24 protein-coding genes and 2 pseudogenes are annotated in these 25438 nt (G+C 60.4%); 11 read left to right on the forward strand and 15 right to left on the reverse strand.

The window, feature by feature from the left end:
- Nucleotides 1–10: 10 nt before the first annotated feature.
- From BRAS3843_RS30980 to BRAS3843_RS31015, 8 genes are all read right to left on the reverse strand, one after another.
- The gene (locus tag BRAS3843_RS30980) at nucleotides 11–2959 is read right to left on the reverse strand and encodes a formate dehydrogenase subunit alpha (RefSeq protein ID WP_035983360.1); all 2949 of its coding nucleotides are present in this window, start codon (nucleotides 2957–2959) and stop codon (nucleotides 11–13) included.
- Nucleotides 2960–2970: 11 nt separating this feature from the next.
- Complete coding sequence (locus BRAS3843_RS30985) at nucleotides 2971–3180, reverse strand: twin-arginine translocation signal domain-containing protein (protein ID WP_008973123.1); 210 nt, start codon at nucleotides 3178–3180, stop codon at nucleotides 2971–2973.
- 28 nt (nucleotides 3181–3208) lie between these two features.
- Complete coding sequence (locus BRAS3843_RS30990; protein WP_008973124.1) at nucleotides 3209–3979, reverse strand: Cro/CI family transcriptional regulator; 771 nt, start codon at nucleotides 3977–3979, stop codon at nucleotides 3209–3211.
- A gap of 114 nt (nucleotides 3980–4093) precedes the next feature.
- A complete protein-coding gene (locus tag BRAS3843_RS30995) occupies nucleotides 4094–4741 on the reverse strand; it encodes a DUF3306 domain-containing protein (RefSeq protein WP_008973125.1) in 648 nt (215 codons plus the stop codon).
- On the reverse strand, nucleotides 4738–5253 hold the full coding sequence (locus BRAS3843_RS31000) for a DUF3305 domain-containing protein (RefSeq protein WP_008973126.1): 516 nt from the start codon (nucleotides 5251–5253) through the stop codon (nucleotides 4738–4740). The genes BRAS3843_RS30995 and BRAS3843_RS31000 overlap by 4 nt, the downstream gene beginning before the upstream one ends.
- A complete protein-coding gene (locus tag BRAS3843_RS31005; protein WP_008973127.1) occupies nucleotides 5250–6257 on the reverse strand; it encodes a DUF6352 family protein in 1008 nt (335 codons plus the stop codon). Before BRAS3843_RS31005 ends, BRAS3843_RS31000 begins: the two co-directional genes overlap by 4 nt.
- On the reverse strand, nucleotides 6254–6796 hold the full coding sequence (locus BRAS3843_RS31010) for a DUF6505 family protein (protein WP_008973128.1): 543 nt from the start codon (nucleotides 6794–6796) through the stop codon (nucleotides 6254–6256). Before BRAS3843_RS31010 ends, BRAS3843_RS31005 begins: the two co-directional genes overlap by 4 nt.
- Nucleotides 6793–7557 carry a biotin/lipoate--protein ligase family protein gene (locus tag BRAS3843_RS31015; RefSeq protein WP_347379598.1) on the reverse strand — a complete coding sequence of 255 codons (765 nt, stop codon included), beginning with the start codon at nucleotides 7555–7557 and terminating at the stop codon, nucleotides 6793–6795. Before BRAS3843_RS31015 ends, BRAS3843_RS31010 begins: the two co-directional genes overlap by 4 nt.
- Nucleotides 7558–7706: 149 nt before the next feature.
- Between BRAS3843_RS31015 and BRAS3843_RS31020 the strand changes: the two genes are divergently transcribed.
- Nucleotides 7707–9677 carry a 4Fe-4S binding protein gene (locus BRAS3843_RS31020; RefSeq protein ID WP_008973130.1) on the forward strand — a complete coding sequence of 657 codons (1971 nt, stop codon included), beginning with the start codon at nucleotides 7707–7709 and terminating at the stop codon, nucleotides 9675–9677.
- A 59-nt stretch (nucleotides 9678–9736) separates the two neighbouring features.
- On the opposite strand, the pseudogene BRAS3843_RS31025 reads toward BRAS3843_RS31020, so the two are convergent.
- Together BRAS3843_RS31025 and BRAS3843_RS41020 are read right to left on the reverse strand one after the other, a co-directional pair.
- Nucleotides 9737–10982 (reverse strand): annotated as a pseudogene (locus BRAS3843_RS31025) (c-type cytochrome).
- Nucleotides 10983–11573: 591 nt separating this feature from the next.
- Nucleotides 11574–11789: a hypothetical protein gene (locus BRAS3843_RS41020; RefSeq protein ID WP_139025020.1), complete on the reverse strand. Its 216-nt coding sequence runs from the start codon at nucleotides 11787–11789 to the stop codon at nucleotides 11574–11576.
- Between the two features lie 302 nt (nucleotides 11790–12091).
- Here BRAS3843_RS41020 and BRAS3843_RS31035 point away from each other — a divergent pair, with 302 nt between their 5' ends.
- From BRAS3843_RS31035 to BRAS3843_RS31070, 9 genes are all read left to right on the forward strand, one after another.
- A complete protein-coding gene (locus tag BRAS3843_RS31035) occupies nucleotides 12092–12520 on the forward strand; it encodes a hypothetical protein (protein ID WP_008973134.1) in 429 nt (142 codons plus the stop codon).
- 199 nt (nucleotides 12521–12719) lie between these two features.
- The gene (locus BRAS3843_RS39925) at nucleotides 12720–12950 is read left to right on the forward strand and encodes a hypothetical protein (RefSeq protein ID WP_008973135.1); all 231 of its coding nucleotides are present in this window, start codon (nucleotides 12720–12722) and stop codon (nucleotides 12948–12950) included.
- A 703-nt stretch (nucleotides 12951–13653) separates the two neighbouring features.
- A complete protein-coding gene (locus BRAS3843_RS31040) occupies nucleotides 13654–13974 on the forward strand; it encodes a helix-turn-helix transcriptional regulator (protein WP_008973136.1) in 321 nt (106 codons plus the stop codon).
- Nucleotides 13974–15989: a hydrogenase 4 subunit B gene (gene hyfB, locus BRAS3843_RS31045; protein ID WP_008973137.1), complete on the forward strand. Its 2016-nt coding sequence runs from the start codon at nucleotides 13974–13976 to the stop codon at nucleotides 15987–15989. Before BRAS3843_RS31040 ends, hyfB begins: the two co-directional genes overlap by 1 nt.
- Nucleotides 15980–16936, forward strand: a complete 957-nt coding sequence (locus tag BRAS3843_RS31050; RefSeq protein WP_035983364.1) for an NADH-quinone oxidoreductase subunit H — start codon at nucleotides 15980–15982, stop codon at nucleotides 16934–16936. The genes hyfB and BRAS3843_RS31050 overlap by 10 nt, the downstream gene beginning before the upstream one ends.
- 5 nt (nucleotides 16937–16941) lie before the next feature.
- Nucleotides 16942–17604 carry a hydrogenase-4 component E gene (locus BRAS3843_RS31055; protein WP_035983424.1) on the forward strand — a complete coding sequence of 221 codons (663 nt, stop codon included), beginning with the start codon at nucleotides 16942–16944 and terminating at the stop codon, nucleotides 17602–17604.
- Nucleotides 17601–19052: a hydrogenase 4 subunit F gene (locus tag BRAS3843_RS31060; RefSeq protein WP_008973140.1), complete on the forward strand. Its 1452-nt coding sequence runs from the start codon at nucleotides 17601–17603 to the stop codon at nucleotides 19050–19052. Before BRAS3843_RS31055 ends, BRAS3843_RS31060 begins: the two co-directional genes overlap by 4 nt.
- A gap of 18 nt (nucleotides 19053–19070) precedes the next feature.
- The gene (locus tag BRAS3843_RS31065) at nucleotides 19071–20582 is read left to right on the forward strand and encodes an NADH-quinone oxidoreductase subunit C (protein WP_008973141.1); all 1512 of its coding nucleotides are present in this window, start codon (nucleotides 19071–19073) and stop codon (nucleotides 20580–20582) included.
- 11 nt (nucleotides 20583–20593) lie between these two features.
- Entirely contained in the window at nucleotides 20594–21127 is a 534-nt protein-coding gene (locus BRAS3843_RS31070) for an NADH-quinone oxidoreductase subunit B family protein (protein WP_008973142.1), read from the forward strand.
- Nucleotides 21128–21400: 273 nt separating this feature from the next.
- Here BRAS3843_RS31070 and BRAS3843_RS31075 read toward each other — a convergent pair whose 3' ends face one another.
- Nucleotides 21401–21721, reverse strand: coding sequence for a helix-turn-helix transcriptional regulator (locus tag BRAS3843_RS31075; protein ID WP_035983425.1), 321 nt, complete (start codon nucleotides 21719–21721; stop codon nucleotides 21401–21403).
- A gap of 268 nt (nucleotides 21722–21989) precedes the next feature.
- Here BRAS3843_RS31075 and BRAS3843_RS31080 point away from each other — a divergent pair, with 268 nt between their 5' ends.
- Nucleotides 21990–22694: a class I SAM-dependent methyltransferase gene (locus BRAS3843_RS31080; RefSeq protein ID WP_244425517.1), complete on the forward strand. Its 705-nt coding sequence runs from the start codon at nucleotides 21990–21992 to the stop codon at nucleotides 22692–22694.
- Between the two features lie 136 nt (nucleotides 22695–22830).
- Here the strand turns inward: BRAS3843_RS31080 and BRAS3843_RS42370 are convergent.
- From BRAS3843_RS42370 to BRAS3843_RS31095, 4 genes and pseudogenes are all read right to left on the reverse strand, one after another.
- A pseudogene (locus tag BRAS3843_RS42370) lies at nucleotides 22831–23093 on the reverse strand (type VI secretion protein); the annotation flags it as partial.
- Nucleotides 23094–23234: 141 nt separating this feature from the next.
- Complete coding sequence (locus BRAS3843_RS31085) at nucleotides 23235–23783, reverse strand: type II 3-dehydroquinate dehydratase (RefSeq protein WP_008973145.1); 549 nt, start codon at nucleotides 23781–23783, stop codon at nucleotides 23235–23237.
- A 13-nt stretch (nucleotides 23784–23796) separates the two neighbouring features.
- Nucleotides 23797–24543, reverse strand: a complete 747-nt coding sequence (locus tag BRAS3843_RS31090) for an amino acid ABC transporter ATP-binding protein (RefSeq protein WP_008973146.1) — start codon at nucleotides 24541–24543, stop codon at nucleotides 23797–23799.
- 56 nt (nucleotides 24544–24599) lie between these two features.
- The gene (locus BRAS3843_RS31095) at nucleotides 24600–25427 is read right to left on the reverse strand and encodes a transporter substrate-binding domain-containing protein (RefSeq protein ID WP_008973147.1); all 828 of its coding nucleotides are present in this window, start codon (nucleotides 25425–25427) and stop codon (nucleotides 24600–24602) included.
- Nucleotides 25428–25438 lie beyond the last annotated feature (11 nt).

A 25438-nucleotide genomic window follows, 5' to 3' on the forward strand; every position in this document is an offset into this window, starting at 1 on the left:
TCGTTGCTCCCTATGCTGCCGCGATCTGACAGAGAGTGACTTTGGGCTCCTGCATGCCGGTCGCCGGATCGTACCCGTAGGTGGTGATCGTGTTCGCGCTTTCGCCGAGCACGATCGGATCGGTGCCCTTCGGATAGTTGCCACGCAGATCCTTGCCTCCGAACCAGCCGCCGAAGTGGAAAGGCATCCAGGCCACTCCCTTGCCGACGCGCTCGGTCACCAACGCCTTCATCCTGGCGCGCGAATTGTTTTCGGCACCGGTGACCCAGACCCAGCCGCCGTCCTTGACACCGCGGTCGGCCGCATCGGCAGGATTGATCTCGATGAACATGTCCTGCTGCAACTCGGCAAGCCAGGGGTTGGTGCGCGTTTCTTCGCCGCCGCCCTCGTACTCGACGAGACGACCCGATGAGAGGATAAGCGGGAATTGCTTGGCGATGCCCTTCTCTACCGCCGCCTTCTGTACGGAAAAGCCGATATTTGGCATTCGGAACTGCTTGGCATCGGGCAGTGTCGGATATTTCGCGACTAGATCGACGCGCGGCGTGTAGATCGGCTCGCGATGAACCGGAATGGGATCGGGCAAGCCGAACGCATTCATGCGCGCCTTGCCGTTGCCGTAAGGCACGCAGCCGTGTTTGAGCGCCACGCGCTGGATGCCGCCGGACAGGTCCAGCGACCATGAGACCGTATCCGGATTGGCCGAGTTGACCTTGTTGATGGTCGCCACTTCGGCTTCGCTGAGGTCCGTGTCCCATCCGAGCTTCTTCAGGACCGCCAGCGTGAATTCCGGATAGCCGTCCTGGATTTCCGAACCCTTGGAATAGGACCCGTCCGCAAGCAGGCTGACCTTCCGCGTCGTGCCGTCAGGAAGCTTTTCCTCGCGCTCGAGCCCGAAGCGGGGCCTGAACGTGCCACCACCATCCATCACGTGGAGATTGGTATTGTAGAGCAGCGGGGTGCCGGGATGCCGCACTTCGGGCGAGCCCCAGCATGGCCACGGCAGGCCGTAATAGTCGCCGCCGACCTCCGGATCGTCCTTGGGCGCCCGCATGGTTAGGAAGTCGAACTTGGCCTGGTTCTTCATGTGCGCCTTCAGTCGCTCGGGCGACTGCCCGCAATAGCCGGTAGACCAGCTGCCGCGATTCATTTCCCGAAGCACATCCTCGGCTTCCGGCAGATTGTTCTCGACCTTGATATTCTTGAACATCTTGTCGGCGAACCCGCACTTCTTCGCCATCAGATAGATGACCTCGAGGTCATCCTTCGATTCGAAGATCGGCTTCACGATCTGCTCGCCCCACTGCAGCGAGCGGTTCGAGGCGACGCGCGAACCCTTGCACTCGAATTGCGTGGCAATCGGAAGAATGTAGACGCCGTCCTTGCGTCCGGCCTCCACCGCGAGCGATGCCCAGGTGGTTGGATGCGGGTCGGCAATGACGAGCACTTCGAGCGCCTTCAGACCATTGAGGGATTCAGGAATGCGCGTGATGCTGTTGCTGGCGTGCCCCTGCACGAACACCGCCCGCACGTTGTCTCTCTGCGCCACCTGCTCTTTCGGCAGCGTCACCGCTTCGAACCAGCGGGTGAGCGGGATGCCGGGGGTTTCCATGATCTGCTTGCTGTCGAAGCGAGACTTCAGGAAGTCGTAGTCGACTTCCCAGACCCGCGACCAATGCTTCCATGCGCCTTCGGCGAGGCCGTAGTAGAACGGCAGCGTGACGATATCGAGCCCGACGTCGGTCGCTCCCTGCACGTTGTCATGGCCGCGGAAGATATTGGCGCCCATGCCCTGTCCACCGACATTTCCGGTCATCAGGAGTAGGATGCAACTCGCCCGCACATTGGCGGTACCGACCGTCTTCTGGGTCTGGCCCATGGCCCAGATCAGCGTCGAAGGCTTTTCCGTCGCAAACATCTTGGCGACACGCTTGAGCTGTTCGCCAGGAATACCGCTGACGCGCTCAACCTCTTCCGGATTCCATTTCTCGACCTCCTTGCGAAGATCGTCGAAACCGTAGACGCGCTGCCGGATGAACTCCTTGTCCTCCCAGCCGTTCTGGAGGATGTGCCACATCATGCCGTAGAGCACCGGGATGTCGGTGCCCGGCCGCATGCGCACATACTCGGTGGCATGTGCCGCGGTCCGGGTCAGACGCGGGTCGATGACGATGAAGTTCGCCCTTTGAAGCTCCTTGCCCTCGAGCAGATGCTGAAGCGATACCGGGTGCGCCTCGGCGGGATTGCCGCCCATGATCATTTGGGTTTTGGCATTGCGGATATCATTGTAGCTGTTGGTCATCGCGCCGTAGCCCCAGGTGTTGGCGACGCCGGTGACCGTCGTTGAATGGCAGATGCGCGCTTGATGGTCGGTGTTGTTGGTACCCCAGAATGCGCCGAGCTTGCGGAACAGATAGGCGCCCTCATTCGTCATCTTGGCCGAACCGAGCCAATAAACGGAATCCGGGCCCGACTTCTCACGAATCTCGAGCAGCTTGTCGCCGACCTCGTTGATTGCCGTGTCCCAGGAGACGCGCGTCCATTGCCCACCCACGAGCTTCATCGGATAACGCAGCCGGCGCTCGCTGTGCACGAGTTCGCGCACGGAGGCGCCCTTGGCACAATGCGATCCGCGATTGATCGGAGAATCCCAGCTCGGCTCCTGGCCGATCCACACCCCGTTCAACACCTCCGCGGTCACAGTGCATCCAACCGAGCAATGCGTGCAAATGCTCTTGCGAACGGTCGCTCCGGATGAAAGGGGACCCACCGCTGCCGCCTTTGTCTGGCGCACGCCGCCAAGCGGCAGCGTGCCCAATGCGGCGAGCGCGCCGCCGGCAAGGCCCGATCGGCGCAGGAACGTGCGACGGTCGAGGCCACTGGTTTGCCCGGACAGGCCGGCCGCGATTGATCCGCGTGAGGCGGTTTCGGAACGCTGTTGTGTTCTCTTGATCAGCATGGCCGCCTCCCTCAACCAGGATATCGATTGACGCGGTAGTAGGCTTTCACGTGGTCGGTTTCCTTGTAGCGCGCCTTGCGTTTCTCCTGGTCGGTCTCGCTGTCAGCCTGCGCTTGTGTGATCAAGGGCTTTGCCAGCGTCGCTCCCGCGCCGACCGTGCCGATGCCGACCTTGCGAAGGAAGTCGCGGCGCCCGACAGTCGTTTTCTTCTCGTCTCGCATCGCATCTCTCCTGGACCAGCGGCGTTGGTCAGTTGGCGAACGTGAAAGCCTCGCTTTCTATTTCCAGAAAAACTCGTCCAAGCGTCCCGACCAACCGGTAGAATTTGGCGGCTTCCGCCTTCTCCATGTCGGCGAACAAACGTCCCACCCAGCGCGACACATGCTTCTCGAAGAAAGCGCGTTGTACCTCCGGCGATCCCGCAAAGCGGCCCGCCGCAAGGCCTGCCATGATCTCGCACAGCGTCGCCGCGTGATCCTCCGGCTCGGGATTGTTCTCCATCCGCTCGATGCCGAGCGCAGCCAGATCGTTGCGCAAGCGCGACAGCGGGCGTTCGTTGAGAAAGCCGGTCAGGTAATAGGATGCGTAAGGAAGCAACTCGCCACGGCCGAGGCCGACGAACAGATCGAAATATTCGCGCTCGATCTCGGATACGACGCCATTCGACGCAGCGTCTGAAAGAGCGGCGTGGGCGCGCCCAAGCGGCGTCGCATCGCCCTTCAGTTGCGCGATCTGCTCAAGCAATGCGGCCGACGGCGCCGAAGATAGCAAGGCCGCAAGCAGCGCGTATTCCTGCATGCGGGCTGCGTCGATCGGATCAACCGCGACAATAGGCTCACTATAGAGATCGGGACGGAGCACCTTGCGCGACACGCCGGTTGCGCCTTCGACCGCAATCACTCGTTGCGCCGGCACCCGCTCCCAGTTCGACACCGAAGGCTGGGCAACACCGATTTTTCGGGCAAGCTGGGCAACGCCGCCCGCCGCATCGATGGCACGTTCAAGGCCTGCATCGCGCATGCTGACCTCCTCCCATCCGGGGGCCAATTGCGGTTGCGGACCAAAGATTACGGCGCGCGTCGGGAACTGGTCAATTGCATGCCATAGCTAAAGGCTATCACATTTAGTCGCAGGCTATTTTGGCAGCGCTCCGCCGTGTGCGCGGCGCGGAAGGGAAGTCTCTTCACGCGCGGCTTCCGATTGCGATGCAGCAGAATTCGTCGGCAATTCCGCAGCTGCTGACTCATCAAACGGTGGAAGTTCCGTGACGGTCTTTGCGGGAGTTGATGATTGCGCAAAGCCAGCGTTCGCACGAGCCGATGGCGCATCATCTTCGGCAGCTTCTGTAAGCGGCTCGATGAGCCCCTCGGCGGTCCCCACTACGCCGTCGACGATGCCGCGAACGAGCGCGTCCACCTGCTCGGCAGAATAATCCAGCGGACCGAAGCCGGCCATGGCGTTCGGGTCATTGAAATCCCAGGCGTTCTCGGCCAACCCCACGAAATCGCGGATGGCGGGATCAGCACTCCAGGCTCGACGAAGCGCCGCACGGCCCAACTCCTGCGGAATACCTTTGCTCAGGAAAGCAGTGATGTCGGTGGCAGCATCAATCGATTCGATTGGGGGCAAGTGCGAGAGATCTGTCTCGGGGAGAGCCGGCTCTGCCGCGGCGCAGTCGGACGGTGCCGACCCCTGCTCAGCAGCCCCTTTGGGCGCCAATTCAGCGTGATCGGCGTCCTGCTTGCGACGCGACCAGCGCGCTAGAAATTGCTCCTCGCTCATTCGTGCCCACCTTCACGGTGGCGCCGCGCAAGCGCCTCTGGATCGGCGCGGCGCCGCTCGCGCTTGACGAACTCCGTCTCGACATGGTTCTCGGCGACGAAATTTTCAATCGCCCGGTGCAGCACCTCAGGCATCGGCACCGCTTCGACCAGATTGGCACCTGCTTCCGTGAATGCCTCCCCTTCGGCGGGGTCCGCGGTGACGGCGGAAACGGCGTAGGGCCAGGTGCCCTCGGACGGAGTGAGTACGATCCAGACACTGGGAGCGCCGCTGGCGAGGTTATCGCGATACCGCGCCGTTTCCGAACGATAAAGATCGACCGTCGCCCTCCCGGCATAAAACAGCGTCGTTCCCGCCTGCTCCCGGACGACAGTCCACGGCGCCATCTCCGGCTCATCCGGTAACACGCCAGCGCCACGCCAGACAAAATCGATCCATGGCGAATCCGCTCTTCGGCGCTCGACCACGACGCCGACCGGGATGCGCAACAACGGCAGGGCGGCGGGGCTCACGTTGCAGCCTCCAGGTGTTTGATCGGCAGCCCCGTCAACAGATTCTGCGGCTTCATCCGCACGAGCTGATCGGAGGTCATCGCAAATATCAGATAGACCGGCTCGCGCCCGACAGCATCGACGAGCAGAGCTGCATCGGCAAAAATGACCCGAAACAGCGTCAACACGCGTGCCATCGTTCGGTCATCGAGCGTCTCACCATGCCACAGCCGGTCGCCGATCCCCGTCGCTTCAGCATCGAGCCCGACGTACCAGGTGAGCTTCGCATTGCGCAGCGCTGTGAGTGGCTCGATTGCGACGTCAACTCCAAGCAAATGACAAATCCAGCACCTCATGGCCTCTGCCAGCGCAGCCGGCCCCCTTGTTCCGCCGGTGAAATCAAGCGCAAGATCGAACCGGTCGCTGCGGTGCCAGTAGCTGTCGGCATTCTCCTCGCTCAAGACGTCGACCCCAGCGCTGGTTGCGGCCCCCAACATGGAGATCAGCGACAACACGGGCGTCGGGCTAGGCCCGCCAATGACTTCCTCGTCACCCAGCAGCAACGAATGCTCGTGAGGCACAATGCGCTGAGGCCGGAAGAACAGCTCGGCCGCACGCAGCACGTACGGATCCTCGCAGCCGTGCAGTGCGTTACGCACGATGACGTGCACGAGCTGGTTCAGGAACAGGGGCGGCAAATTGACCGACGGAGAACGAACCAGCGCAAGGTAGGCCGCCTCCAATGTGGGCTGCCCCAGCAGAAGATCACGAAATGCCAGCACGAAATGCCAGTTCTCCCGTGCATCCGTATCGGCGATCGCCGCAACGTCCGTCGCGGCGACTGCTCGGCGCGGGTCTGAAAGCAGCTCCCGATGCAGCCTGCGTTCGACCTTGCAGGCATCGTCGGGCGGCATCAGCTCGGGACGGGCAAAATAGGCCTTCAGGAACTCATCCGTGACCACCAGCCCACCGCTCGCGTTGTGATCGAGCAAGTGGTAGCCGCAGGCGATCCAGAAATCCTTCATCGGCGTGACGGCTCCCCGCTCGTATTCGCAAGGTTGAAATTGCTGTCCGGCTCGGTGTCATCCTCTACTTCTGGCATAAACGAGAACGCCTTGCCGTGTTCCTGTCCCTCTCGCAGCTGCAACCTGCGGAACGACTCGCGGACCTCGCCCTCGCTCGCCGAGCGATGGACTGCGATCAGCGCGCTGATCGGATGCGTGCAGAGCGACTGCGCAAACTCGACTTCTTCTTCTGCGGCAAGGCGCGCGGTAGCGAGGTCCGGAGCCCCGAACCGTTCCACCAGCTGCTTCGCAAGGAGTTCTACCAACGCGCGGCGATCGTCCTCCGTCGCGTGGACGATTTGTGCCAGCGTCGACCAGCCCCACGACTTTACTCCGAGAAAGCCGCTGCGGAATGCCGAACGATCCTTGCCGCTCAGCTCCGCCGGATCCCGATCACAAAATCGGAATGCGCCTGACACCGCCCAATCGCCCGGTTCAGCCGGCACGTCGAACACGAACGTGTCGGATGGATCGAGTGCGATAGTGCGCAAGAGTTTCACAGGCGCGGTCCTCCGAGTTTCGGATCGAGCCACGACGGCGACAGCAATTCCTTCCTCAGGTCACGCCGATCGGTCATGTTCGTCCCGGTCCGGTGCGTGATAAGGTCACCGTTGTCACCGATCACATGCGCGGTCTGCGGTTTGCGCGACAGCCGAGCCAGATATTCGCGTGCGATGCTGTCGAATCCGTCGGTTTGCCAGCCGTCCAGCGCGCGCATCAGGTGCCGCGCAAAGCTATCGGTCAGCTGAACCGCGCCCGCCTCACCAAAGCCCTCCTGATCCAGTGCGGACGCAAGCGGATACACGCCGGCTTCCCTGTCGATCATCGCAACAGTCCGGATCATCACGCCGAACACCAGCCAGCGCGGAGGCTCATCCTCCGCCGATGGCGGCCAGCCAAGCCGCCCGCCACCGACAAGGCCACCGTCGACACGGATCGCGTCCGGCCAGTCGATCGCGATCTCCTTGTTCGGCGGCGCATAAGCACGCAAGGCGTCGGTCAGCGCCACCATGCCCGCGTAGAAAGCGCGGCGTGCAGTGCACAAGGGTTCGCCGGGCTCAAGCACGACTGCGAACTCGGCAAGATCGAACCGTCCTACATAGGTCAGCGTACCTGCTCCGCTCTCTTTCGCGATGCTGATGGCGTGGGCAAACGCGTCACGACTTTCGCGCAGCCTCACCAGCCTGAATGGCGGGGGCAGATTGATAGGCTCCGAAACGGCCGAGCGCCTGGGGGCTGCCGGTTTCAGTCGGACCTCCAGCTTCCTTTTCCTCTCTCGTGAGAATAACTTAATCGAGCAGAAGGGCCGATGCGAGTCCACTCGCGGTCGTTCCCTGCCTTTCGGAAGGTGAGCACCGGCGCATGTCCGAACCGCCGAAAACGATCCTGATTTGCTCGTGCGAAGACACGATGCGCCTCGATACGGGCGCCATCAGACGAGGATGCCGCAAAAGCGAAATCGCCGAATTCCGTCAGCTCTGCCGCGCCGAGCTTGATCATTTCCGCAACGCCGCAAGGGCGAACGCAGCGCTCATCGTCGGCTGCACCCAAGAAGCCCCGCTGTTTGGCGACGAGGCGAAAGGGCGTTCCGGCAAAACGGAATTCGTCAATCTTCGCGAGACGGCCGGCTGGTCGACGGAGGGAACGAAGTCGGGCCCAAAAATGGCCGCGCTGCTCGCAGCCACGTCCGAGGCCGCGCCTGCTTTTCCGTTCGTCACGCTATCGAGCGAAGGGGTGATCCTGGTTTACGGCCGCGACGAAGTTGCGATCGAAGCTGGCCGACTGCTTGCCGAGCATCTGGACGTGACCGTCATGATCACGAAGCCGTCGCAAATCATGCCGCCGGCAACGACATCGTTCCCGATCGTCCAGGGCACGATACGCAACGCGAGGGGCCATTTGGGGGCCTTTGAGTTGACTGTCGACGACTACGGCACTCCCCGCCCCTCCTCGCGCGACGCGCTTGTCTTTGAAGCTCCGCGCAGCGGCCTGACCTCGCGCTGCGATATCGTCCTCGATCTCTCCGGCGGAACGCCGCTTTTCCCCGCGCATGATTTGCGCGACGGCTATCTGCGCGCCAACCCGCGAGATTCGGCCGTTATGCTGCGCGCGGTGCTCAGGGCGCGCGACCTTGTCGGCAGCTTCGACAAACCCGAATACGTCAATTTCACCGCAAATATCTGCGTCCATTCGCGGTCGAAGCTGACGGGTTGCCATCGCTGCCTCGATCTATGTCCGACCGGAGCGATCACGCCGAATGGCGACCACGTCAAAATCAACGCGGAAGTCTGTGCCGGATGCGGCCTGTGCGCCGCAGCCTGTCCGACGGGCGCAGCAACTTATGCCCTGCCGCCGGCCGACGCGCTGCTGCACAAATTGCGCGCGATGCTTTTGACCTACCGCGAGGCCGGCGGCTCAGACGCCATTGTGCTGTTCCACGACGGCCAACACGGCACCGCGCTGATCGATGCGCTCGCCCGCCACGGCGATGGGCTTCCAGCCAATGTGCTGCCGTTCGCCGTCAATGAGGTGACGCAGGTTGGACTCGAAGCGATCGCAGCGTCCTTTGCCTATGGTGCATCGGGAATCCGTTTTCTTCTGCGGGCAAAACCGCTTCACGATGTCGCCTGTCTTTCCCAAACCATAGCGATGGCTGATGCCGTTATTTGCGGGCTCGGATTCGCCGGGCGACGCGTCTCGACAATCGAAACAGACGATCCAGATGTGTTGGGGGACCTGCTGTGGGCGGTCGAACCCGCGCCGGCCGTGGAGCGTCCCGCAACCTTCAAAACTTTCGGCAAGCGGCGCGATCTGCTCCGGCTCGCTCTTCACGAACTGCACCGCGTCGCGCCTGCGCCGACCGACGTGATCGCTCTGCCTGAAGGCGCACCACTCGGTGCGGTCAGCATCAATGTCGATGGGTGCACCCTGTGCCTGTCCTGCGTCTCGGCCTGCCCCACCGGCGCGCTCCGCGACGATCCCGAATGTCCCGTGCTCAAATTCGTCGAAGACGCTTGCGTGCAGTGCGGATTATGCCAGAGCACCTGTCCGGAAAAGGTCATTACATTAAAGCCACAGATCGATTTTGGTGCAGCCAGGGCAGCGCCGCGGATCATCAAGGAAGAGGCGCCGGCGCTTTGCATCCGCTGCAACAAGCCGTTCGGCGTGAAAAGCACGATCGACAAGATTGCCGCGAAGCTCGAAGGACGGCACTGGATGTATCCAGCGGGCGACAAGCGGCTTGACGTGGTGAGAATGTGTGCGGATTGCCGCGTGATCGCCATGAGCGAGCAAGAATTCGATCCGTTCAAGGGCGTTCCTGAACGCGCGCCGCCGCGCACGACCGAGGATTATTTGCGTCACCGCGAAGACGATGACTAGCAGGGTCCGACAGCTCGGCTGGAATCTTGGCTCGACAAACCCGCGGGCGAAGCCACACGTTATTTCGACGTCGCGCGCGCCAGAAAGTCCGTGAGCGCCTTGCGATCCTCCGCCGATCCAATCCGCTGCTCCGGCATTTTTGTCCCGGGCGTATAGGTGTTTGGACCGAGCTCAAATAGTTTTGACACCGTCTCGGGCGTCCACACGATGTCCATCCGCTTCAACGCGTCGGAGAAGCGATAGCCGGGTAGCGACGCAATCCTGCGGCCGTACAGGCCCGCAAGCGTGGGGCCGGCGCGTTGCGCGTCGTTCTCCGACAGGGTATGACAGGCTACACACGCCCTGAACACCTCGGCGCCGTGATCTCCGGCATAGGCGGCAAGCGGATCGCGCGACGTGGCTTGCAACGATGAGCCAATGGGATCGCCGGTGCGCGCGTTCCAACGCCGGATCTTGCCGTCGGCGCCGCTCGTCAGCAGCGTTGCGTTGTCCGCCAAGAAAGCGACCGACCACACAGGCGGGTCCGGATCAACCAGCGTTCGCTCGACGCTTCGCGATTTTCGGTCGATGACCGCCACGCCACCTCCCATTCCTGCAGCAGCAACCGACGTGCCGTCCGAAGAGATCGCCAGCGCGACAATCGGCGTCCGGCCGGCCTGCACCTCGGTGCTTTGCTGGCCCGCCGACATCAGAAAGCGCAGCTTTCCGTCTGCACCACCCGTCACGATCTCGCCATCCGGCGCGACCGCCACGGCGTTGAGCGGTGAAGCCAGCATGATGACAGTTGGGGTGCCGCCCACAAGTGACCAGATCCGCAGCTCACGATCGTAACCCACGCTCACCAGCGATCGTCCATCCGGTGTGAATGCGACGCCGTTGACGTTTTGCGAATGCCCTTCCAGCACCTGCTGCGCGCCGTCGCCGAGCGACCAGATGCGAACCGTATGGTCCCAGGAGGCAGATGCCAATTTTGCGCCATCCGGCGAGACAGCGAGTGAAACGATCGGCGCGGTGTGGCCTCGAACGACGGACCGGCTGTTGCCGGCCGAACGTCCAGATCGCTACCTTTGCATCCGCGCCGGCGGTCGCCATTCGCCCATCCTTCAGGAAGGCAACCGCGTTCACGGCATCAGAGTGAAACCGAAGGACCTGCTCAGCGGCTTCGGTCTTGAGCGACCATCGGATGGCGGCGGTGTCGAAGCTGCCCGAAAGAAGGCTGTCGCTATCACTGGAAATCGCGATGGCCCGCACGGGCCCGCCGTGACCTGCCAGCTGCGCACGCGCCGACGCCAAATGCATTGCCATCGCAGCTGCAACGATGCGGAGACTTGTGCTGAGACCTGGGATCCGATTCATCTGCGGCTTACGGGCGGTCCGGACATATCATCGGCGGTTACACCGGGTATTTACGCTCAGTCGGTCTTGTAAACGATTGAAGCCGTTGCCCGGCTGCACCGCAGGAAGGGAATGCCATCTGCTACTCAATGCCGCAACAGGTGTTATCGTCTTGAACCAGGCATAGCCAAATCCTATGCTTGATCATGACCCGTCAAGGATGACGGCATGCAAATACGACCTAAAACGTATCTGCATCTCATCTCCTTGTGGCGAACATTTCGCGATGCGATTTCGCCACATCGTGACGCTGTGGCCGCCAGAGTCTCACCGTCCCTCATCTATACCGCGGTCGTGCTGGCGTTTCTCTTGGCCATTTTGGAAGTCGATGCTCATCGAGGTGAGCTGGAGTCGCTTGGTCTGTTGGGGAACGACCACACCATCCAGACCGTTTTTCTGGGTCCGTAACGTTCGCCGCTCGACTAAGCTCTCCTCCAACCTCGAAGCCTCATTCAAGCGGCCCTATGGTGCGAGCCTTGGCGATAAGCGCGACCGATTCGGTTAGCGCTTCGGTTCTCGCGGAAAGACCAATGACCGATCATCAAATTCGTCAACCGGGAGGTTTTCTGCGCCGCGACCGCTTTGCATGCTGTGCAATGTCGACGTGTTTCCTGTTCCAGCACGCCCGACTGTCGACACGGTGTGTGAGCGCGGGCTACCGGTCACGACGGCAAGCAGACCGATGACTGCGATTATAGAGATAATCAAAAGCTTCATGGAAATCTCCTGTTGCTTCAAACACAGCAACCTCTTGCAGCCATCTGATTAGTGCGAGACGCGACGTGGAGTTGTGAGCAACCTCACACCTCCTGAGATTCTCGCACTCAAGGACCGGTCAAGTTCCGGATTTGGAACCTGCGCGTCGACTGCGATAGCGGCGGATGGCAAAAGCTCGTACCTCTCCTAAAGCGAGCAACCCCAGGGCGCTGCAGGACAACTCGGATCGGCACGCCTGATGCTCGGAACGGACGAACAATCTGTTCGTTTAAGGGCTGATGATTCAGAGAAGGATGAAATCCATGAGAGCCTCCGCCATCATAGCCGCACTGGCGATCATGCTCGGCGGCACCGCGCTTTCGCTGGCGCAACAGAATGCACAGGGCGCGGTTGAACTGAGCAACGGCACAAAGGTGCCGCAGAATCCTTCGCTGTCGAAACTCAATCTCACGAACATGCAGCGCGAGCAGATTCGCAAGGCCGTGCTAACTGAACACAACGAGATCGAATTCCGGCTAGCAGCCACCAAATCTGCCAAGGATTTTAGCCCTGCAGTTGGCGCGACGATTCCAAAAGGAGTTAAGGCCCAATCGCTGCCATCGCCGGTTCTATCGCAAATGCCCGAACTGCGCGACTACATGTACGTGAAAATGAAGGACCAGGTGTTGATCGTGAACGGCATGACCAACAAGATCGTTGATATGTTCCCGGAAACGCAGCCGCTTTCCTGAAAGCAATAGCGGCGATTTCGTCGAACCAGACGGTGCATCCGTTAAAATCAAGAAGTGCAGGAATCTTCACGACCCATCGCTCTCATCTCCTTACATTCTCCCATGGGTGTCTGGCGATCGGCGGCGCTTTGGGGCTGCTGCCGCTCCCACCCGGCACAGAACTGCGATTGATACAATCGCGCGTTAACAGGAGATATTCATGAAACTCGTGAAGTCGCTCAGGACGGTGGTGCTGCTCGGTGTCGTGATTGGCGCCACCACCTTATCGTCGGTTGCACCGACGTTCGCGTTGGGCGCCTGCGGTCGGAACGGCCATCGCAACCCGTGGGGCAATTGCGTATGGGGCGGTCAAAATCAAAGCTGGTGTCTAAGACAAACGGGCCATACCGCCACTTACGTGGGCAATGGAGTGTACCGCTGTTTAAGGTGATCGCCTGGATCCCGCCTTCAAAGCCTAGCGATTTCGCCAGTGAGCGTACGGGTTGTTGAAGCGAGAACTGGCCGGACCGTCCGGCCGGTTCTCCCTCGAGCTTTTGGACCAGATTGATTTCCGCGTGTCTCTCCGACCCCGAAGGCAACACCGGAGCTTGCGGCGAGCTTGAGGACGTCAATGGAATCGTTCGACGGCAGATTTGACTAGGTACGAGAAATTGTAACGGATTGTCAGATCGCAACAGCGCGAGACGATGCACCATCGACCGTGTTCCAGAGACCTGAGGCACGCCCTAGTCGCCGGGACCAATCAGATCCTTTCTGACCCTTTGACGGTGTCGTACATATGCGATTGCCAACAGTCTTCGGGCTGACCACAACACCGCCCTAGGCTGCAACCGTATGGCTGAAACACCTTTGTGATGCAGGCAGCCGTTGGGCCAGCCTCGACGGCCGCCCTAGGTGGCACGTAGATCGCCCCCTCGCACCGACAACGACCACATCAAACCTGTGATCGACGAATTCGTATGCACGTATCGAAGTCATGCTGTCCCTCGACGCGCCAAGATCGAATGTCGACAACTCGTGAGATACTTAAATTAGATGTTTTAGATATCACTTATTGACAATATAGCATTAATAATTATGATGCAGCGATGATGTTTTAGCGTTCGCTCGAATCTGGATGGCGGGACAATCCGATGATCACAGCGGCTCAATTGCGGGCGGCCAGGGTGCTCCTCGGTATCGATCAGCGGCGGCTCGCGGAAATGTCCGGGCTTTCCGTGCCAACCATCCAGCGTATGGAGGCTAGTGGGGCAATGGTTCGGGGCAATGTCGATTCGCTGGTGAAGCTAATTGCGGCGCTCGACGCCGCCGGCATTGAGTTGATCGACGAGCGGGCTGTCAGTAACGCCGAAGGACGCGGGGTGCGGCTGAAACTCAATTCCGGTTCGGCAAAAATCCATTTGGATAGTCGGACTGCAAACAAAGCATCTAGCAGAGCGAAGGTGCGTACGTAATGTCGGCTGTCGTTCTGCAAATGCTGTGTGTTGCCGGGCTGCTTGGATCGGCCGTTCTGGCAATCGTTCTGAGTCGCTCGAAGATCGCTACCGCCATCATCTATAGCGCAACCTTGTCCGCGTCTGCGATCGCGTTGATTGGATCCATCCACTGGTTGCTTGGCGACACGGCGAACGCTGTCGATCTGACCCTCCCGATCGGATTGCCATGGCTTGGCTCGCATTTCCGCCTCGACCCGTTGGCCTCGTTCTTCCTTGTTGTCGTCAACCTCGGAGGAGCAGTGGCAAGCCTTTATGGCCTCGGCTACGGTCACCACGAGGCGGCGCCCCACCGTGTGCTTCCCTTTTTCCCCGCCTTTCTGGCCGGCATGAATCTCGTGGTGCTGGCAGATGATGCGTTTTCCTATCTGCTGTGCTGGGAATTCATGTCGTTGGTCTCTTGGGCGCTGGTGATGGCGCACCACCGTGAAGCGGGCAACGCGAAGGCTGGCTACGTCTATCTGGTGATGGCGAGCTTTGGCACGCTCGCACTGCTGCTGGCTTTCGGCCTGCTTGGGGGGCCGGCGGGCGATTACGGATTTGCGGCCATTCGCGCGGCTCCGCATACACCCTACGTGGCCACGTTGGTGTTGATCCTGATGTTGCTCGGAGCCGGTTCAAAGGCCGGCCTGGTGCCGTTGCATGTCTGGCTGCCGCTCGCTCATCCCGCGGCTCCAAGCCACGTTTCCGCGCTGATGAGCGGTGTCATGACCAAGGTCGCGATCTACGGCTTCATTCGCGTCGTGTTCGATCTGCTGGGGCAGCCGTTATGGCCGGCAAGCGTTATCGTCCTCTTCCTTGGCGGCGTCACCGCAGTCATGGGTATTTTGTACGCCATGATGGAAAAGGACCTCAAACGCCTGCTCGCTTACAGCACGATCGAAAATGTCGGCGTCATCTTCGCAAGCCTCGGCCTTGCGTTGGCCTTCCAGGCCAGTGGGCTGAAACTCCTGGCCGCGCTCGCCTTCACTGCGGCGTTGTTTCACGTTCTCAATCACTCCTTCTTCAAGAGTCTGCTTTTCTTCGGTGCCGGCGCCGTCCTGACCGCAACGGGCGAGCGGGACATGGACAAATTAGGCGGCCTCATTCACCGCATGCCTCTTACGAGCTTCGCCGTTCTCGTCGGATGTGTCGCGATCTCGGCGCTCCCGCCCTTCAACGGCTTCGTCTCGGAATGGCTCATGTTCCAGGCCGTGCTGCAGAGCCCCGAGTTGTCGCAATGGGCGCTGAAGATCACGGTGCCTGCGGTCGGTGCGCTATTGGCCTTGGCTGCTGCGTTGGCCGCGGCGTGTTTCGTCAAGGCATACGGCGTGACCTTTCTCGGGCGGCCGCGCGGCGCCACGGCGGAAACCGCTGAGGAAGTGGATCTCTACTCGCTTTCAGCAATGTTCATCCTCGCCGCGCTTTGCTTGTTGGCCGGGATTCTTCCTGGGCTGGTGATCGACTCGCTTTCGCCGATCACGCTACAGATCCTCGGTGGCCGCATGCCGGTCCAGGCCAACGAACCTTGGCTTTCGATCGCGCCGATTGCGGAGAGCCGTAGTTCATACAACGGCTTGCTCGTGATGGTGTTCATCACGATTTCCGCTTCGTTGGCCGTCGTCTTTATTCATCGCTTTGCCTCTCGCGCGTTGCGGCGGAGCCCGGCCTGGGGCTGTGGCTTTTCCGATCCGACGCCCGCGGCCCAATATTCGGGCGGAAGCTTCGCCCAGCCCATTCGCCGCGTTTTCGGTACGCTCGTGTTCCACGCCCGCGACCATGTTGAGATGCCGCCCCCCGGAGATATCAAGCCGGCCCGGCTGCGAATCGAACTGCACGATCTGATCTGGGAGAGAATGTATGAGCCGATAGCAGGCGCGGTTGGCTTCTCATCCGATAAACTCAATCGCCTGCAATTCTTGACCATACGCCGGTATCTCAGCCTGGTTTTTGTCACCCTCGTCACGCTCCTTCTGGTTCTCGCGATATGGTCGTGATGTCAGACATTCTTGTGCAAGGCGTGCAGATGCTTCTTGTGCTGCTGCTGGCGCCGCTGCTGACCGGCTTTGTACGCAAGATCAAGGCTCGCTTGCTTCGTCGCCAGGGGGCGTCGGTCATTCAACCGTATCGAGATCTCCTGCGATTGCTCCGCAAGGAAGTCGTGCTGGCGGACAACGCCTCCTGGCTGTTCCGCGTGACGCCCTATGTCACCTTTGCCGCGATCTGGGTTGCCGCCGCCCTGGTGCCGACCTTTGCCACCGGCCTCCTCTTCAATTGGACAGCGGACCTGATTGCCATCGTGGCGCTGCTCGGAAGTGCGCGCTTCTTTCTTGCACTCGCCGGGATGGACGTCGGCACCAGTTTTGGTGGCATTGGCTCCAGCCGCGAAGTGATGATTGCGGCGCTTGCGGAGCCAGCGATGCTGCTGTTTGTATTTTGCATTGCGCTGGTTGCCGGCTCGACCCAACTTTCGACGGTCGCAAATTTCATAGCCTCGTCGTATGTCGGCTTACGGGTATCGCTAGGGATGGCGATGATCGCGCTCATCATGGTCGCGCTCGCAGAGAACGCGCGAATTCCAGTCGACAATCCCGCCACGCACCTGGAACTCACCATGGTGCATGAAGCAATGGTTCTCGAATATTCGGGACGTCACCTTGCGATGATCGAATTTGGCGCCTCCCTCAAGCTGTTGCTTTATATTTCGCTGATCGCGTGCGTGTTCCTCCCCTGGAAGATAGCAGTCTTCGGTACCGGCCCGTTGTCCTACGCCATCGGCGCTGTCGCGTACCTCGTTAAGCTCACGACTGCTGGTTTTTTCCTCGCGCTGTTCGAAACAGCCACGGCGAAAATGCGCGTCTTTCGCGTCCCCCAATTTCTCGGTGCGGCCCTCATGCTGGGCCTGCTCGGCACACTCCTCCTGTTCGTGTCAAAGAGCTTCTGATGCAGATGCACAGCCTCGAATTCGACATCTCGCATGCGCTCGCAGGCGGGCTCGTCCTGATCAGCTTCATGATGCTGTACCAGGACCGGCTCTACTCACTGCTCAACGTATTCGCACTGCACGCTCTGGTGCTCGCGCTTTCCGTTGCCTGGCAAGCCTTCATCCAGAACGCACCTCATCTTTACGTGACCGCGGCAATCGCCCTCGTCTTCAAGGCAATCGTCATTCCCGTCGCGCTTCACCGCATTATCAAACAGCTCGGGATTCACCGCGACATCGAGTCGGCGGTGGGGATCGGTCCGACCATGCTGGCAGGGATGGGGCTCGTCGCCCTCTCCATGGTGCTGATCCTGCGGGTGACCGCAGAGGCAGACCCTTTGGCGCGGGAGGATATCGCCTTTGCCTTGTCGGTCGTGCTGCTCGGACTTCTGGTCATGGTAACGCGCCGCAACGCTGTCAGTCAGGTCGTCGGATTCATGTCGCTTGAGAACGGACTGGTGCTCGCAGCGACCGGTGCCAAGGGCATGCCTCTCGTCGTTGAGATCAGCGTCGCCTTCTCGATCCTGATCGCGTTCATCGTCATCGGCATCTTCCTGTTCCGGATCCGCGAACGCTTCGATTCGGTTGATGTCTCCGCACTCGACGACTATCGGGGCGAACGGCGATGAACCCGCATTCCTTCGACCCGGTGGCGGCGGTTCTGCTGATCCCGATCGGCTCGGCAGCGTTGTTGGCCATGCTGCCGGGCTACCGGCTGACGGCGCGGCTGAACGTCGTCGCAAGCTTGGCGACATTTCTGTCGGCGCTCTTGTTGTTCGTGATCGAGCGTCCACAACCAGGGCCATACGTGCTGGTCGACGACCTCAACATCGTCTTCATCGTGCTCAACACCTTCGTGGGATTTACGACCAGCATCTTCAGCGCGAGCTACATCGCGCATGAACTCGAGACCGGCCGGTTAACGCCGGTCTACCTGCGATTCTATCACGCCATGTACCAGACCATGATGTTCGGCATGAACCTCGCTTTCGTGTCGAACAATATCGGCCTGATGTGGGTGGCGGTGGAGATCGCCACCCTGACCACGGTGCTGATGGTCGGCATCTATCGCACGCACGCCGCTCTGGAAGCAGCATGGAAATATTTCATCCTCGGCAGCGTTGGAATTGCGTTCGCGTTGTTCGGCACGATTCTGGTCTACATGGCGGCGCGCCCGGTGGTTGGCGAGGGCCAGGACGGCATGATCTGGACTGCCTTGGTCGAGCATTCGCAAGCTTTCGATCCCGCGCTTCTTAATGTCGCTTTCATCTTTTTGTTTCTCGGCTACGGCACCAAGGTCGGGCTGGCACCACTTCACGCCTGGCTGCCTGACGCCCATGCCGAAGGTCCGACGCCGATTTCCGCCGTGTTGTCGGGCCTGCTGCTCAACGTCGCGCTTTATGCGTTGTTGCGCTTCAAAATATTGCTTGCGGCAAATCCGGCGGCAATTGCTCCCGGGCCCCTGATGGTGACGATGGGGCTGCTTTCACTCGTGTTCGCGGCGTTCATGCTCTACCGCCGGCGCGATATCAAGCGGCTGTTCGCCTATTCCTCGATCGAACATATGGGCATCATCGTCTTTGCGTTTGGGATGGGCGGCCCTCTGGCTAATTTCGCCGGGCTTCTCCACATGGTGATGCACAGCCTCACCAAGTCGGCGATTTTCTACGCTGTCGGCCACATCTCGCAGATCAAGGGAACGCAGCGGATCAGCAGGATCCGGGGCTTGACCGTGAGCCATCCGGCGCTGGGCTGGGGTCTGGTGACGGGCGTGGTCGCGATCGCCGGCTTGCCGCCGCTCGGCATTTTCATGAGCGAATTCCTGGTCGTAAGCTCGACCTTCGCGCGCCAGCCCCTGCTCGCAATCGTACTGGTGCTCGGGCTGTTGTTAGCGTTCGGTGCATTGACGTTGCGCCTGACAAGCGTCGCATTCGGTGAGCCTCGCGGCAGCACCAAGCCTGCCGAGGCTTCTTATGTGCCGATGTTTGCGCATCTTGCACTGGTTCTGATGGCGGGGATCTATCTTCCCGCGCCGCTCGTCGTCTGGTTCCAGCATGTAGCTCGTCTTTTAGGATAGTTTAGGGATTAGCCGGACATGCCATCGCTGATCGATCTCATGCTTGAGGGCCGCTCGGTCCAACAACACAGCCCGTGGCCGCGAGTTGCGGTCGATGCTTCGGTATGGACATTTGCCGCAAGCGAGCTGGCACAGGGACGCTGGAGCCTGCTCGGCCTTTGGGGAGAACTCTCAACGGTGCACATGGCGATCATGGATGGACATACGGCAGAGATCGCCACCGTCAGCCTGGACTGCCCTGATCACAGTTATCCTTCGGTCGGCAAGCACCACCCGCCGGCGCTTCGACTGGAACGCGCTATCTTCGATCTGTTTGGACTGTCGGCCGAAGGCTCAACCGATTCGCGCCCCTGGCTTGATCACAACAATTGGGGCGTACGCTTTCCACTGGGAGATCGCATCGACGCGCTGTCGCAGTCGTCGCCCTATCGCTTCCTGCCGGCGGAGGGCGATAGCCTGCATCAAATCGCGGTCGGTCCGGTGCACGCAGGGATTATCGAGCCCGGGCATTTTCGGTTTACGGCAAGCGGGGAGACCGTGGTCCGTTTGGAGGAGCGGCTCGGATATACCCACAAGGGTATCGAGGGGCTCATGATTGGCGCCAGTGTGGAGCGAGCTGCTCAACTCGCAGGACGCGTGTCAGGCGACAGCACAGTCGCCTATGCCTTTGCGTTTTCGCGGGCGGCCGAGGCCGCCTTACAGCTTGTCGTGCCGGATCGTGCAATCTGGCTGCGTGCTCTCCTTGCAGAGTTCGAGCGGCTCGCCAATCATCTCGGCGACATTGGGGCGATCTGCAACGATGCCTCTTTCGCGCTGATGCAAGCTCACTGCGGCGTGTTGCGCGAGAGCGTCCTACGTGCATCAAATGCAGCATTCGGTCATCGCTTGATGCGGGATATTGTCGTGCCCGGTGGCGTGACCCATGACCTGAACGGCGACGGGACAGCAATCATCCGAGCGGCGCTGGCTAACATCCGCCGGCGGTTTCCGGCTTTGGTCGAATTATACGACAACACCGCATCCCTGCAGGATCGTACGGTGGATACCGGCGTGCTCAAGCCAACGCTAGCCAGGCAATACGCCGCCGGAGGCTACGTCGGCCGCGCGTCTGGCCGATCCTTTGACGCGCGCCGGACACTGGCCTACCCGCCGTATGACAGTTTGCACTTTGAAGTACCGGTCCTGACTGAGGGCGATGTCAATGCGCGCGTCTGGATCCGCGTGCGTGAGGTTGAGCAGAGCCTCTCTTTGATCGACCAGATATTGGACCGCCTTCCCGAGGGTTCGATCGGAACGCGTGTGGCGCATCGGCCGGAGCCGCGCGAAGGCATGGCAATCGTCGAGGGATTTCGCGGCGACGTTTTGATTTGGCTGCGCTTACAGGATGGGCGGGTGGAACGATGCCACCTGCGCGACCCCTCATGGTTTCAATGGCCGCTCCTGGAAGCTGCCATCGAGGGCAATATCGTGGCAGATTTTCCGCTCTGCAATAAGTCGTTCAACTGTTCCTATTCGGGCCAGGATCTCTAGGGACCGCACAAATGCGCAAGCTGCTCTTCCAAAGCCTGTTCCGGCCGCCATTGACCGAGCAGGCGCCGTTGCCAGACGACACCGCGGTAACCGAGCTCGCAACAGCGGTCGGTCGCGCTGCGCGGCGACACCTCGGCCGAAGTCTCTCAATACGCGAGGTCGACGCCGGATCCTGCAATGGATGCGAACTTGAAATCCACGCGTTGAATAATGCCTACTACGACATCGAGCGCTTCGGTCTCAAGTTCGTGGCCTCGCCACGGCACGCAGACGTGCTGATGGTGACGGGACCGGTGACGAAGAACATGCGCGACGCGCTGGAGCGCACCTATCACGCGACCCCGAATCCGAAATGGGTCGTCGCCGTGGGGGATTGCGCCCGCGATGGCGGTTGCTTCGCCGGCAGCTATGCGGTGGCGGGAGGGGTCTCGCAGGTAGTTCCCGTCGATCTTCATATTCCCGGTTGTCCTCCCTCTCCCACGATGGTCTTGCAGGGACTTCTTGCCTTGCTCGATCGAGCGGCCCCAAACGCCACTTCGGCGTAAGCCTCCGGGGAGGACGTTTCATGCCGTCTTTCGAGACTGATCTTGCAGCCAGCGGCCCGCTGTTTGTTTCCTATTTGCGTCCATCGGAAGCGTGACGTTTGCCTGCAACCGCCTCGCAGCATGCGGGCGATATACCGATCAAATCGTTCCTGTTGCCCTGAGCTGCTATCTAGGCGCTTTAAGGCGCCAGAACCCGCTTGCGAGTACACTTCTCTTCAGTAATCTCACCACGCCCGATCAGGAAACCCATCTCCCGGATGACTCGGGGGAGGTTCATCGCGCCCGTTCTAAAGTCCGTGGCGAAGCCTTGGGCTGCTTCGTGTTCTTCATCTTCGGCTTCGTGACGTGTTGTTCTCTGAGACGAACGCCTCGACCACCGGCCGAACTCGCAACTCCCGGATTGATCAACTCGATCCCGGCATTCTCCAGCGCGGAAACTAATTTCACCAGGGAATCGACATTCCCGCGGATAACGCCGTCACTTGCTTCCATGCGTTGAATGGTAGGGACTGAAAGATCAGCGAGCTCGGCCATCTGACGCTGGTCGATATTCAGAAGCGCGCGGGCGGCCCTAAGTTGGTTGGCCGTGATCATGAAATGGCGAGCTCCGGTGAGATTCTCATTGAAGATACCTACACCATCCAAATTGCTGCCTCAAGCATCAATCTAGATATAAATTATATCATTGAAAAATTTATGGCAGCTCGGACTGGATTGAGCTGGAGACTTCAATCGAATTTCTATCGAGCAACGCGGAAACATTGCCGGCAGTATCGACATCGTTGGTGCCCCGCAAACTACATGATAAGAGATGTTTAATGCATGTATTCTGATACTCTAGTCTTTGGGATAGTTGCCTGTCGTGAAACTGCTGGGGCGTTATCAAGGGAAGAACGGACAGATCGACATCGTCGAGTGTTCATGGGATGGAACACGCGTGTACTTCGAAGAAGGCGTAAGGCAAAGTCAGGCAACGCCCGACGGTGAAAGCGTCTTCACCTACGTCAAGCTTATGGACGAACTCTTATCCCGTTCTGAACAGATACTCGTCCTGGGCTGCGGCGGCGGAAATCTTGCGACACGGCTGTGGCGTCTCGGCAAGAGATTGACCATCGTCGACATTAACCCGATCAGTTTCGTGCTCGCGCACAGGTATTTCGATCTTCCGGACGAATTGCCATGCATCGTCTCCGACTTTCGGAGATTCGTGTTCGATGACCGCGGATATTACGATGGCATTGCCATCGACGTCGGCGGACCGGGATTCCGGTTCACGGAAGAGTTTGATGCGGAGACCTGCGACGCCATCCGCGCCCGTTTGGCACCGGGTGGCCGGATCGTGATGAACGTCTTGGTCGCACACGACATTGATCCGACACCCGATCGGATTGCGGCTAGACTCGCCGGTGAAGAACTGCGGACATGGATCGTCGATGAACCATCCATCGAGGATCGCAATGCCGTCATCGCTTGCATTTCTGAGAGGACCTTGGGTTCACGGGCAGCGCTTGAGCGCGTGATGCGCCATAGCCAAGAACGCTGGGCGATCCGCCGGGGAAGATTGTGAAGCCGCGATCTCGCGTGTGGATTGCGCCAATGTCGCAGCTTTCGGCAGACCGAAACCCGAGACGTGGATAGCGGGCGTTGGGCTTGTGTTCTCCCTGGCGAATCGAACCCCTATTTTGCCTTGACCTGAGAGGAAGACGCCCCTCTGCGCCGAAACTCGCCTGACCGAGCACCACGGGATCGCGCGAGACCGCTTGCCGGTCGAGCCAAGTTGCCCCGCTGGCCCTCATCTAGTCCTCGATGGCGAGATCCAAACGCACGGCGAGCACCACGCGCCGCCGTCTCTGCGCGTCATTAAACTTGCGCAGTGCGACAATCGAGCCGGCCCCGCTGTCGCCGGTGGCGTCGAGGTCGGGGAATTGACGTGGTGAGTACAGCCCTCGACGCCGTCGATCACGGATAGGTAGTTCGCACGCCGAGCACTGGCAGAATTGTACGCTGGTACGGAAGGACGTTGAAGACTATTCGACACCTTGTCGAATGAAAGCGACGTCCGTCGCGGAAAATCGAAAACGGCCTTTACGCGCCTAGAACGCCCCAACTATGGAGACATCCCGAGCATGCCTCCCGATACCGACACGAGATCTCCGGTTTCCGCCGCGCGCTCGACCGCATCGATCACTCTGAGGGTTTTCAGCCCCTCATGCCCGCTGACTACAGGCGCGGCCGTACTACGAATAACTCCACAGAAATTGACGATCTGAAGGCCAAGCGGGTCTTCCCTCTCGTAGCTCAGCCGCTCGCGCTTGATCGGCGCCCACCAGCTAGCCTTGCTTGGGTGACGCCATAGATCGAGTTGCGGAATAGCCAGCGATGCCCTCGTGCCACCGATCTGGTAACATGTCTCCGGCGTATGACTGTAAGCCGGGTTCTCACCAGCCGTGAATTCCCAGCTCCAAGGCGATTGGATGGTGTCGGAGACATTGACCGTTCCCAGTGCGCCGGAGTGAAAGTCCAGGCCGAGTTCCTTGGCCAGCGCGTGACAATCCCGCTCCACATCCGTGAGCGTCTCATGACCGTAGATGTGGGGCTGACGCTTGCCGAGCAAATTAAGATTTGGCCCGTTGAGGACGTAGACAAGACGACTCATAGAATAACTCCGTTCAGTGATGGGCGAGGATCTCGCCAAGGAACTGCCTGGTGCGGGCGTGCTGTGGATTGCGGAAGAAAGCGTCGGGCGCGCCTTCTTCGATGATCTGCCCATCAGCCATGAAGATCACGCGATCAGCAACTTGGCGGGCAAAGCCCATCTCATGTGTCACGCAAATCATGGTCATGCCATCGTTGGCGAGGCCGATCATCGTATCGAGCACTTCCTTGACCATTTCCGGATCGAGAGCCGAGGTCGGCTCATCAAACAGCATCACCTTGGGCTGCATGCAAAGCGCACGCGCGATCGCGACACGTTGCTGCTGACCGCCCGAAAGTTGAGCCGGATACTTCTCGGCTTGATCCCCGATGCGCACCCGCTCGAGATACTTTCGCGCGATCGCCTCCGCCTCGGTCTTGCTGATGCGGCGCGCGCGAATCGGAGCGAGCATGCAGTTCTGCAACACCGTCATATGTGGGAAAAGGTTGAAGCTCTGAAACACCATGCCGACGTCCTGACGTACGACATCGATCGCCTTGATGCTGTCGTCCAGCCGATGACCGTTCACGACAATGCTGCCCTGCTGGATCGCCTCCAGGCGGTTGATGCAGCGGATCAGCGTCGACTTGCCCGAACCGGACGGACCGCAGAGCACGATCTTTTCACCTCTCCGCACGGTGAGATCAACGTTGCGGAGAGCTTGATACCCGCCGTACCATTTCTGCACGCCCTTCATTTCGATCAGGATCTGGTCCTGCATGCTGGTCTCCGCTGTCGGGAGGCGGCCGACGCAGATCGCGCCGGCCGCTCGCCTGCCTACTGGACGGTGAACGGAACGCCAGGGATCTGGTCGGGGAAGGTCGGCACGGGCACCTTCATCCATTTGGCGTAGAAGGCGGCCAGCTTGCCGTCCGACTTGATCTGGTCGATGAACTTGTTGACCGTCTCGTTCCACTCCTTCTCTCCCAAGCGCGTGCATGCGCCGTTATACAGAGCGGTGAAGTGGAGCTTGGGCTCGAACCCAAGTTCTGGCTTTGCGGCGTTCAGACGCTGCGGGTAGAACAAGTTCGCGCCGACGGCCTGGACCTGGCCGGAGAGCAGCGCCTGTATCGTGGCCGCGTCATCGTCGAATCGGCGGATCTCGGTGCCCGACGGAGCGTTGTTGGTGACCTGGGTGTCTTGCGTTGAGGAGCGCGGGACGCCGATGACATATTTGCCCATATCGGCATTGCTGTTGATCGGCGTTGCCTTGGCTGCGACAAGCGTGATCTCATTGGCGACATACGGCTTGGAATACTGCACCGCCTTGGCGCGCTCCGGCAGCATGGCCATGGTCGCAAACAGGATGTCCACACGGCCCGTGGTCAGTGCCGGGATACGATTGGCCACGGCCAGCGGCGTGAATTCGGCCTTCACGCCAATGTATTCAGCGAACGCACGCCCCATGTCGGCATCGATGCCATCCTGCTTTCCCGAGCTATCGACATAGCCCCAGGGAGGATTGTCGCCCTGAATGCCGATGACGACGACGCCCTTCTTCTTCACGTCCTCCAACGTGCCGGCCTGCACTTTGCCTGCTGTGGCGAGCGCCGCCAATACGAGCAGCGCAATGCCGAGCTGGCGGCGAGTGATCGAAAATTGCATTGTGTGTTCTC

It is taken from the genome of Bradyrhizobium sp. STM 3843 (assembly GCF_000239815.1).
Classification (GTDB): Bacteria; Pseudomonadota; Alphaproteobacteria; order Rhizobiales; family Xanthobacteraceae; genus Bradyrhizobium.

What these genes read in the sequence shown, in the direction of transcription:
- BRAS3843_RS30995 (WP_008973125.1), bottom strand. Translation starts at nt 4,741, where the DNA reads ATGAGCGAGGAGCAATTTCTAGCGCGCTGGTCGCGTCGCAAGCAGGAC.
- BRAS3843_RS39925 (WP_008973135.1), top strand. Translation starts at nt 12,720, where the DNA reads ATGAAACTCGTGAAGTCGCTCAGGACGGTGGTGCTGCTCGGTGTCGTG.
- BRAS3843_RS31065 (WP_008973141.1), top strand. Translation starts at nt 19,071, where the DNA reads ATGCCATCGCTGATCGATCTCATGCTTGAGGGCCGCTCGGTCCAACAA.
- BRAS3843_RS30990 (WP_008973124.1), bottom strand. Translation starts at nt 3,979, where the DNA reads ATGCGCGATGCAGGCCTTGAACGTGCCATCGATGCGGCGGGCGGCGTT.
- BRAS3843_RS31085 (WP_008973145.1), bottom strand. Translation starts at nt 23,783, where the DNA reads ATGAGTCGTCTTGTCTACGTCCTCAACGGGCCAAATCTTAATTTGCTC.
- BRAS3843_RS31090 (WP_008973146.1), bottom strand. Translation starts at nt 24,543, where the DNA reads ATGCAGGACCAGATCCTGATCGAAATGAAGGGCGTGCAGAAATGGTAC.
- BRAS3843_RS30985 (WP_008973123.1), bottom strand. Translation starts at nt 3,180, where the DNA reads ATGCGAGACGAGAAGAAAACGACTGTCGGGCGCCGCGACTTCCTTCGC.
- BRAS3843_RS30980 (WP_035983360.1), bottom strand. Translation starts at nt 2,959, where the DNA reads ATGCTGATCAAGAGAACACAACAGCGTTCCGAAACCGCCTCACGCGGA.
- BRAS3843_RS31035 (WP_008973134.1), top strand. Translation starts at nt 12,092, where the DNA reads ATGAGAGCCTCCGCCATCATAGCCGCACTGGCGATCATGCTCGGCGGC.
- BRAS3843_RS41020 (WP_139025020.1), bottom strand. Translation starts at nt 11,789, where the DNA reads ATGAAGCTTTTGATTATCTCTATAATCGCAGTCATCGGTCTGCTTGCC.
- BRAS3843_RS31050 (WP_035983364.1), top strand. Translation starts at nt 15,980, where the DNA reads ATGGTCGTGATGTCAGACATTCTTGTGCAAGGCGTGCAGATGCTTCTT.
- BRAS3843_RS31060 (WP_008973140.1), top strand. Translation starts at nt 17,601, where the DNA reads ATGAACCCGCATTCCTTCGACCCGGTGGCGGCGGTTCTGCTGATCCCG.
- BRAS3843_RS31055 (WP_035983424.1), top strand. Translation starts at nt 16,942, where the DNA reads ATGCACAGCCTCGAATTCGACATCTCGCATGCGCTCGCAGGCGGGCTC.
- BRAS3843_RS31005 (WP_008973127.1), bottom strand. Translation starts at nt 6,257, where the DNA reads ATGAAGGATTTCTGGATCGCCTGCGGCTACCACTTGCTCGATCACAAC.
- BRAS3843_RS31075 (WP_035983425.1), bottom strand. Translation starts at nt 21,721, where the DNA reads ATGATCACGGCCAACCAACTTAGGGCCGCCCGCGCGCTTCTGAATATC.
- hyfB (WP_008973137.1), top strand. Translation starts at nt 13,974, where the DNA reads ATGTCGGCTGTCGTTCTGCAAATGCTGTGTGTTGCCGGGCTGCTTGGA.
- BRAS3843_RS31095 (WP_008973147.1), bottom strand. Translation starts at nt 25,427, where the DNA reads ATGCAATTTTCGATCACTCGCCGCCAGCTCGGCATTGCGCTGCTCGTA.
- BRAS3843_RS31040 (WP_008973136.1), top strand. Translation starts at nt 13,654, where the DNA reads ATGATCACAGCGGCTCAATTGCGGGCGGCCAGGGTGCTCCTCGGTATC.
- BRAS3843_RS31070 (WP_008973142.1), top strand. Translation starts at nt 20,594, where the DNA reads ATGCGCAAGCTGCTCTTCCAAAGCCTGTTCCGGCCGCCATTGACCGAG.
- BRAS3843_RS31020 (WP_008973130.1), top strand. Translation starts at nt 7,707, where the DNA reads ATGCGCCTCGATACGGGCGCCATCAGACGAGGATGCCGCAAAAGCGAA.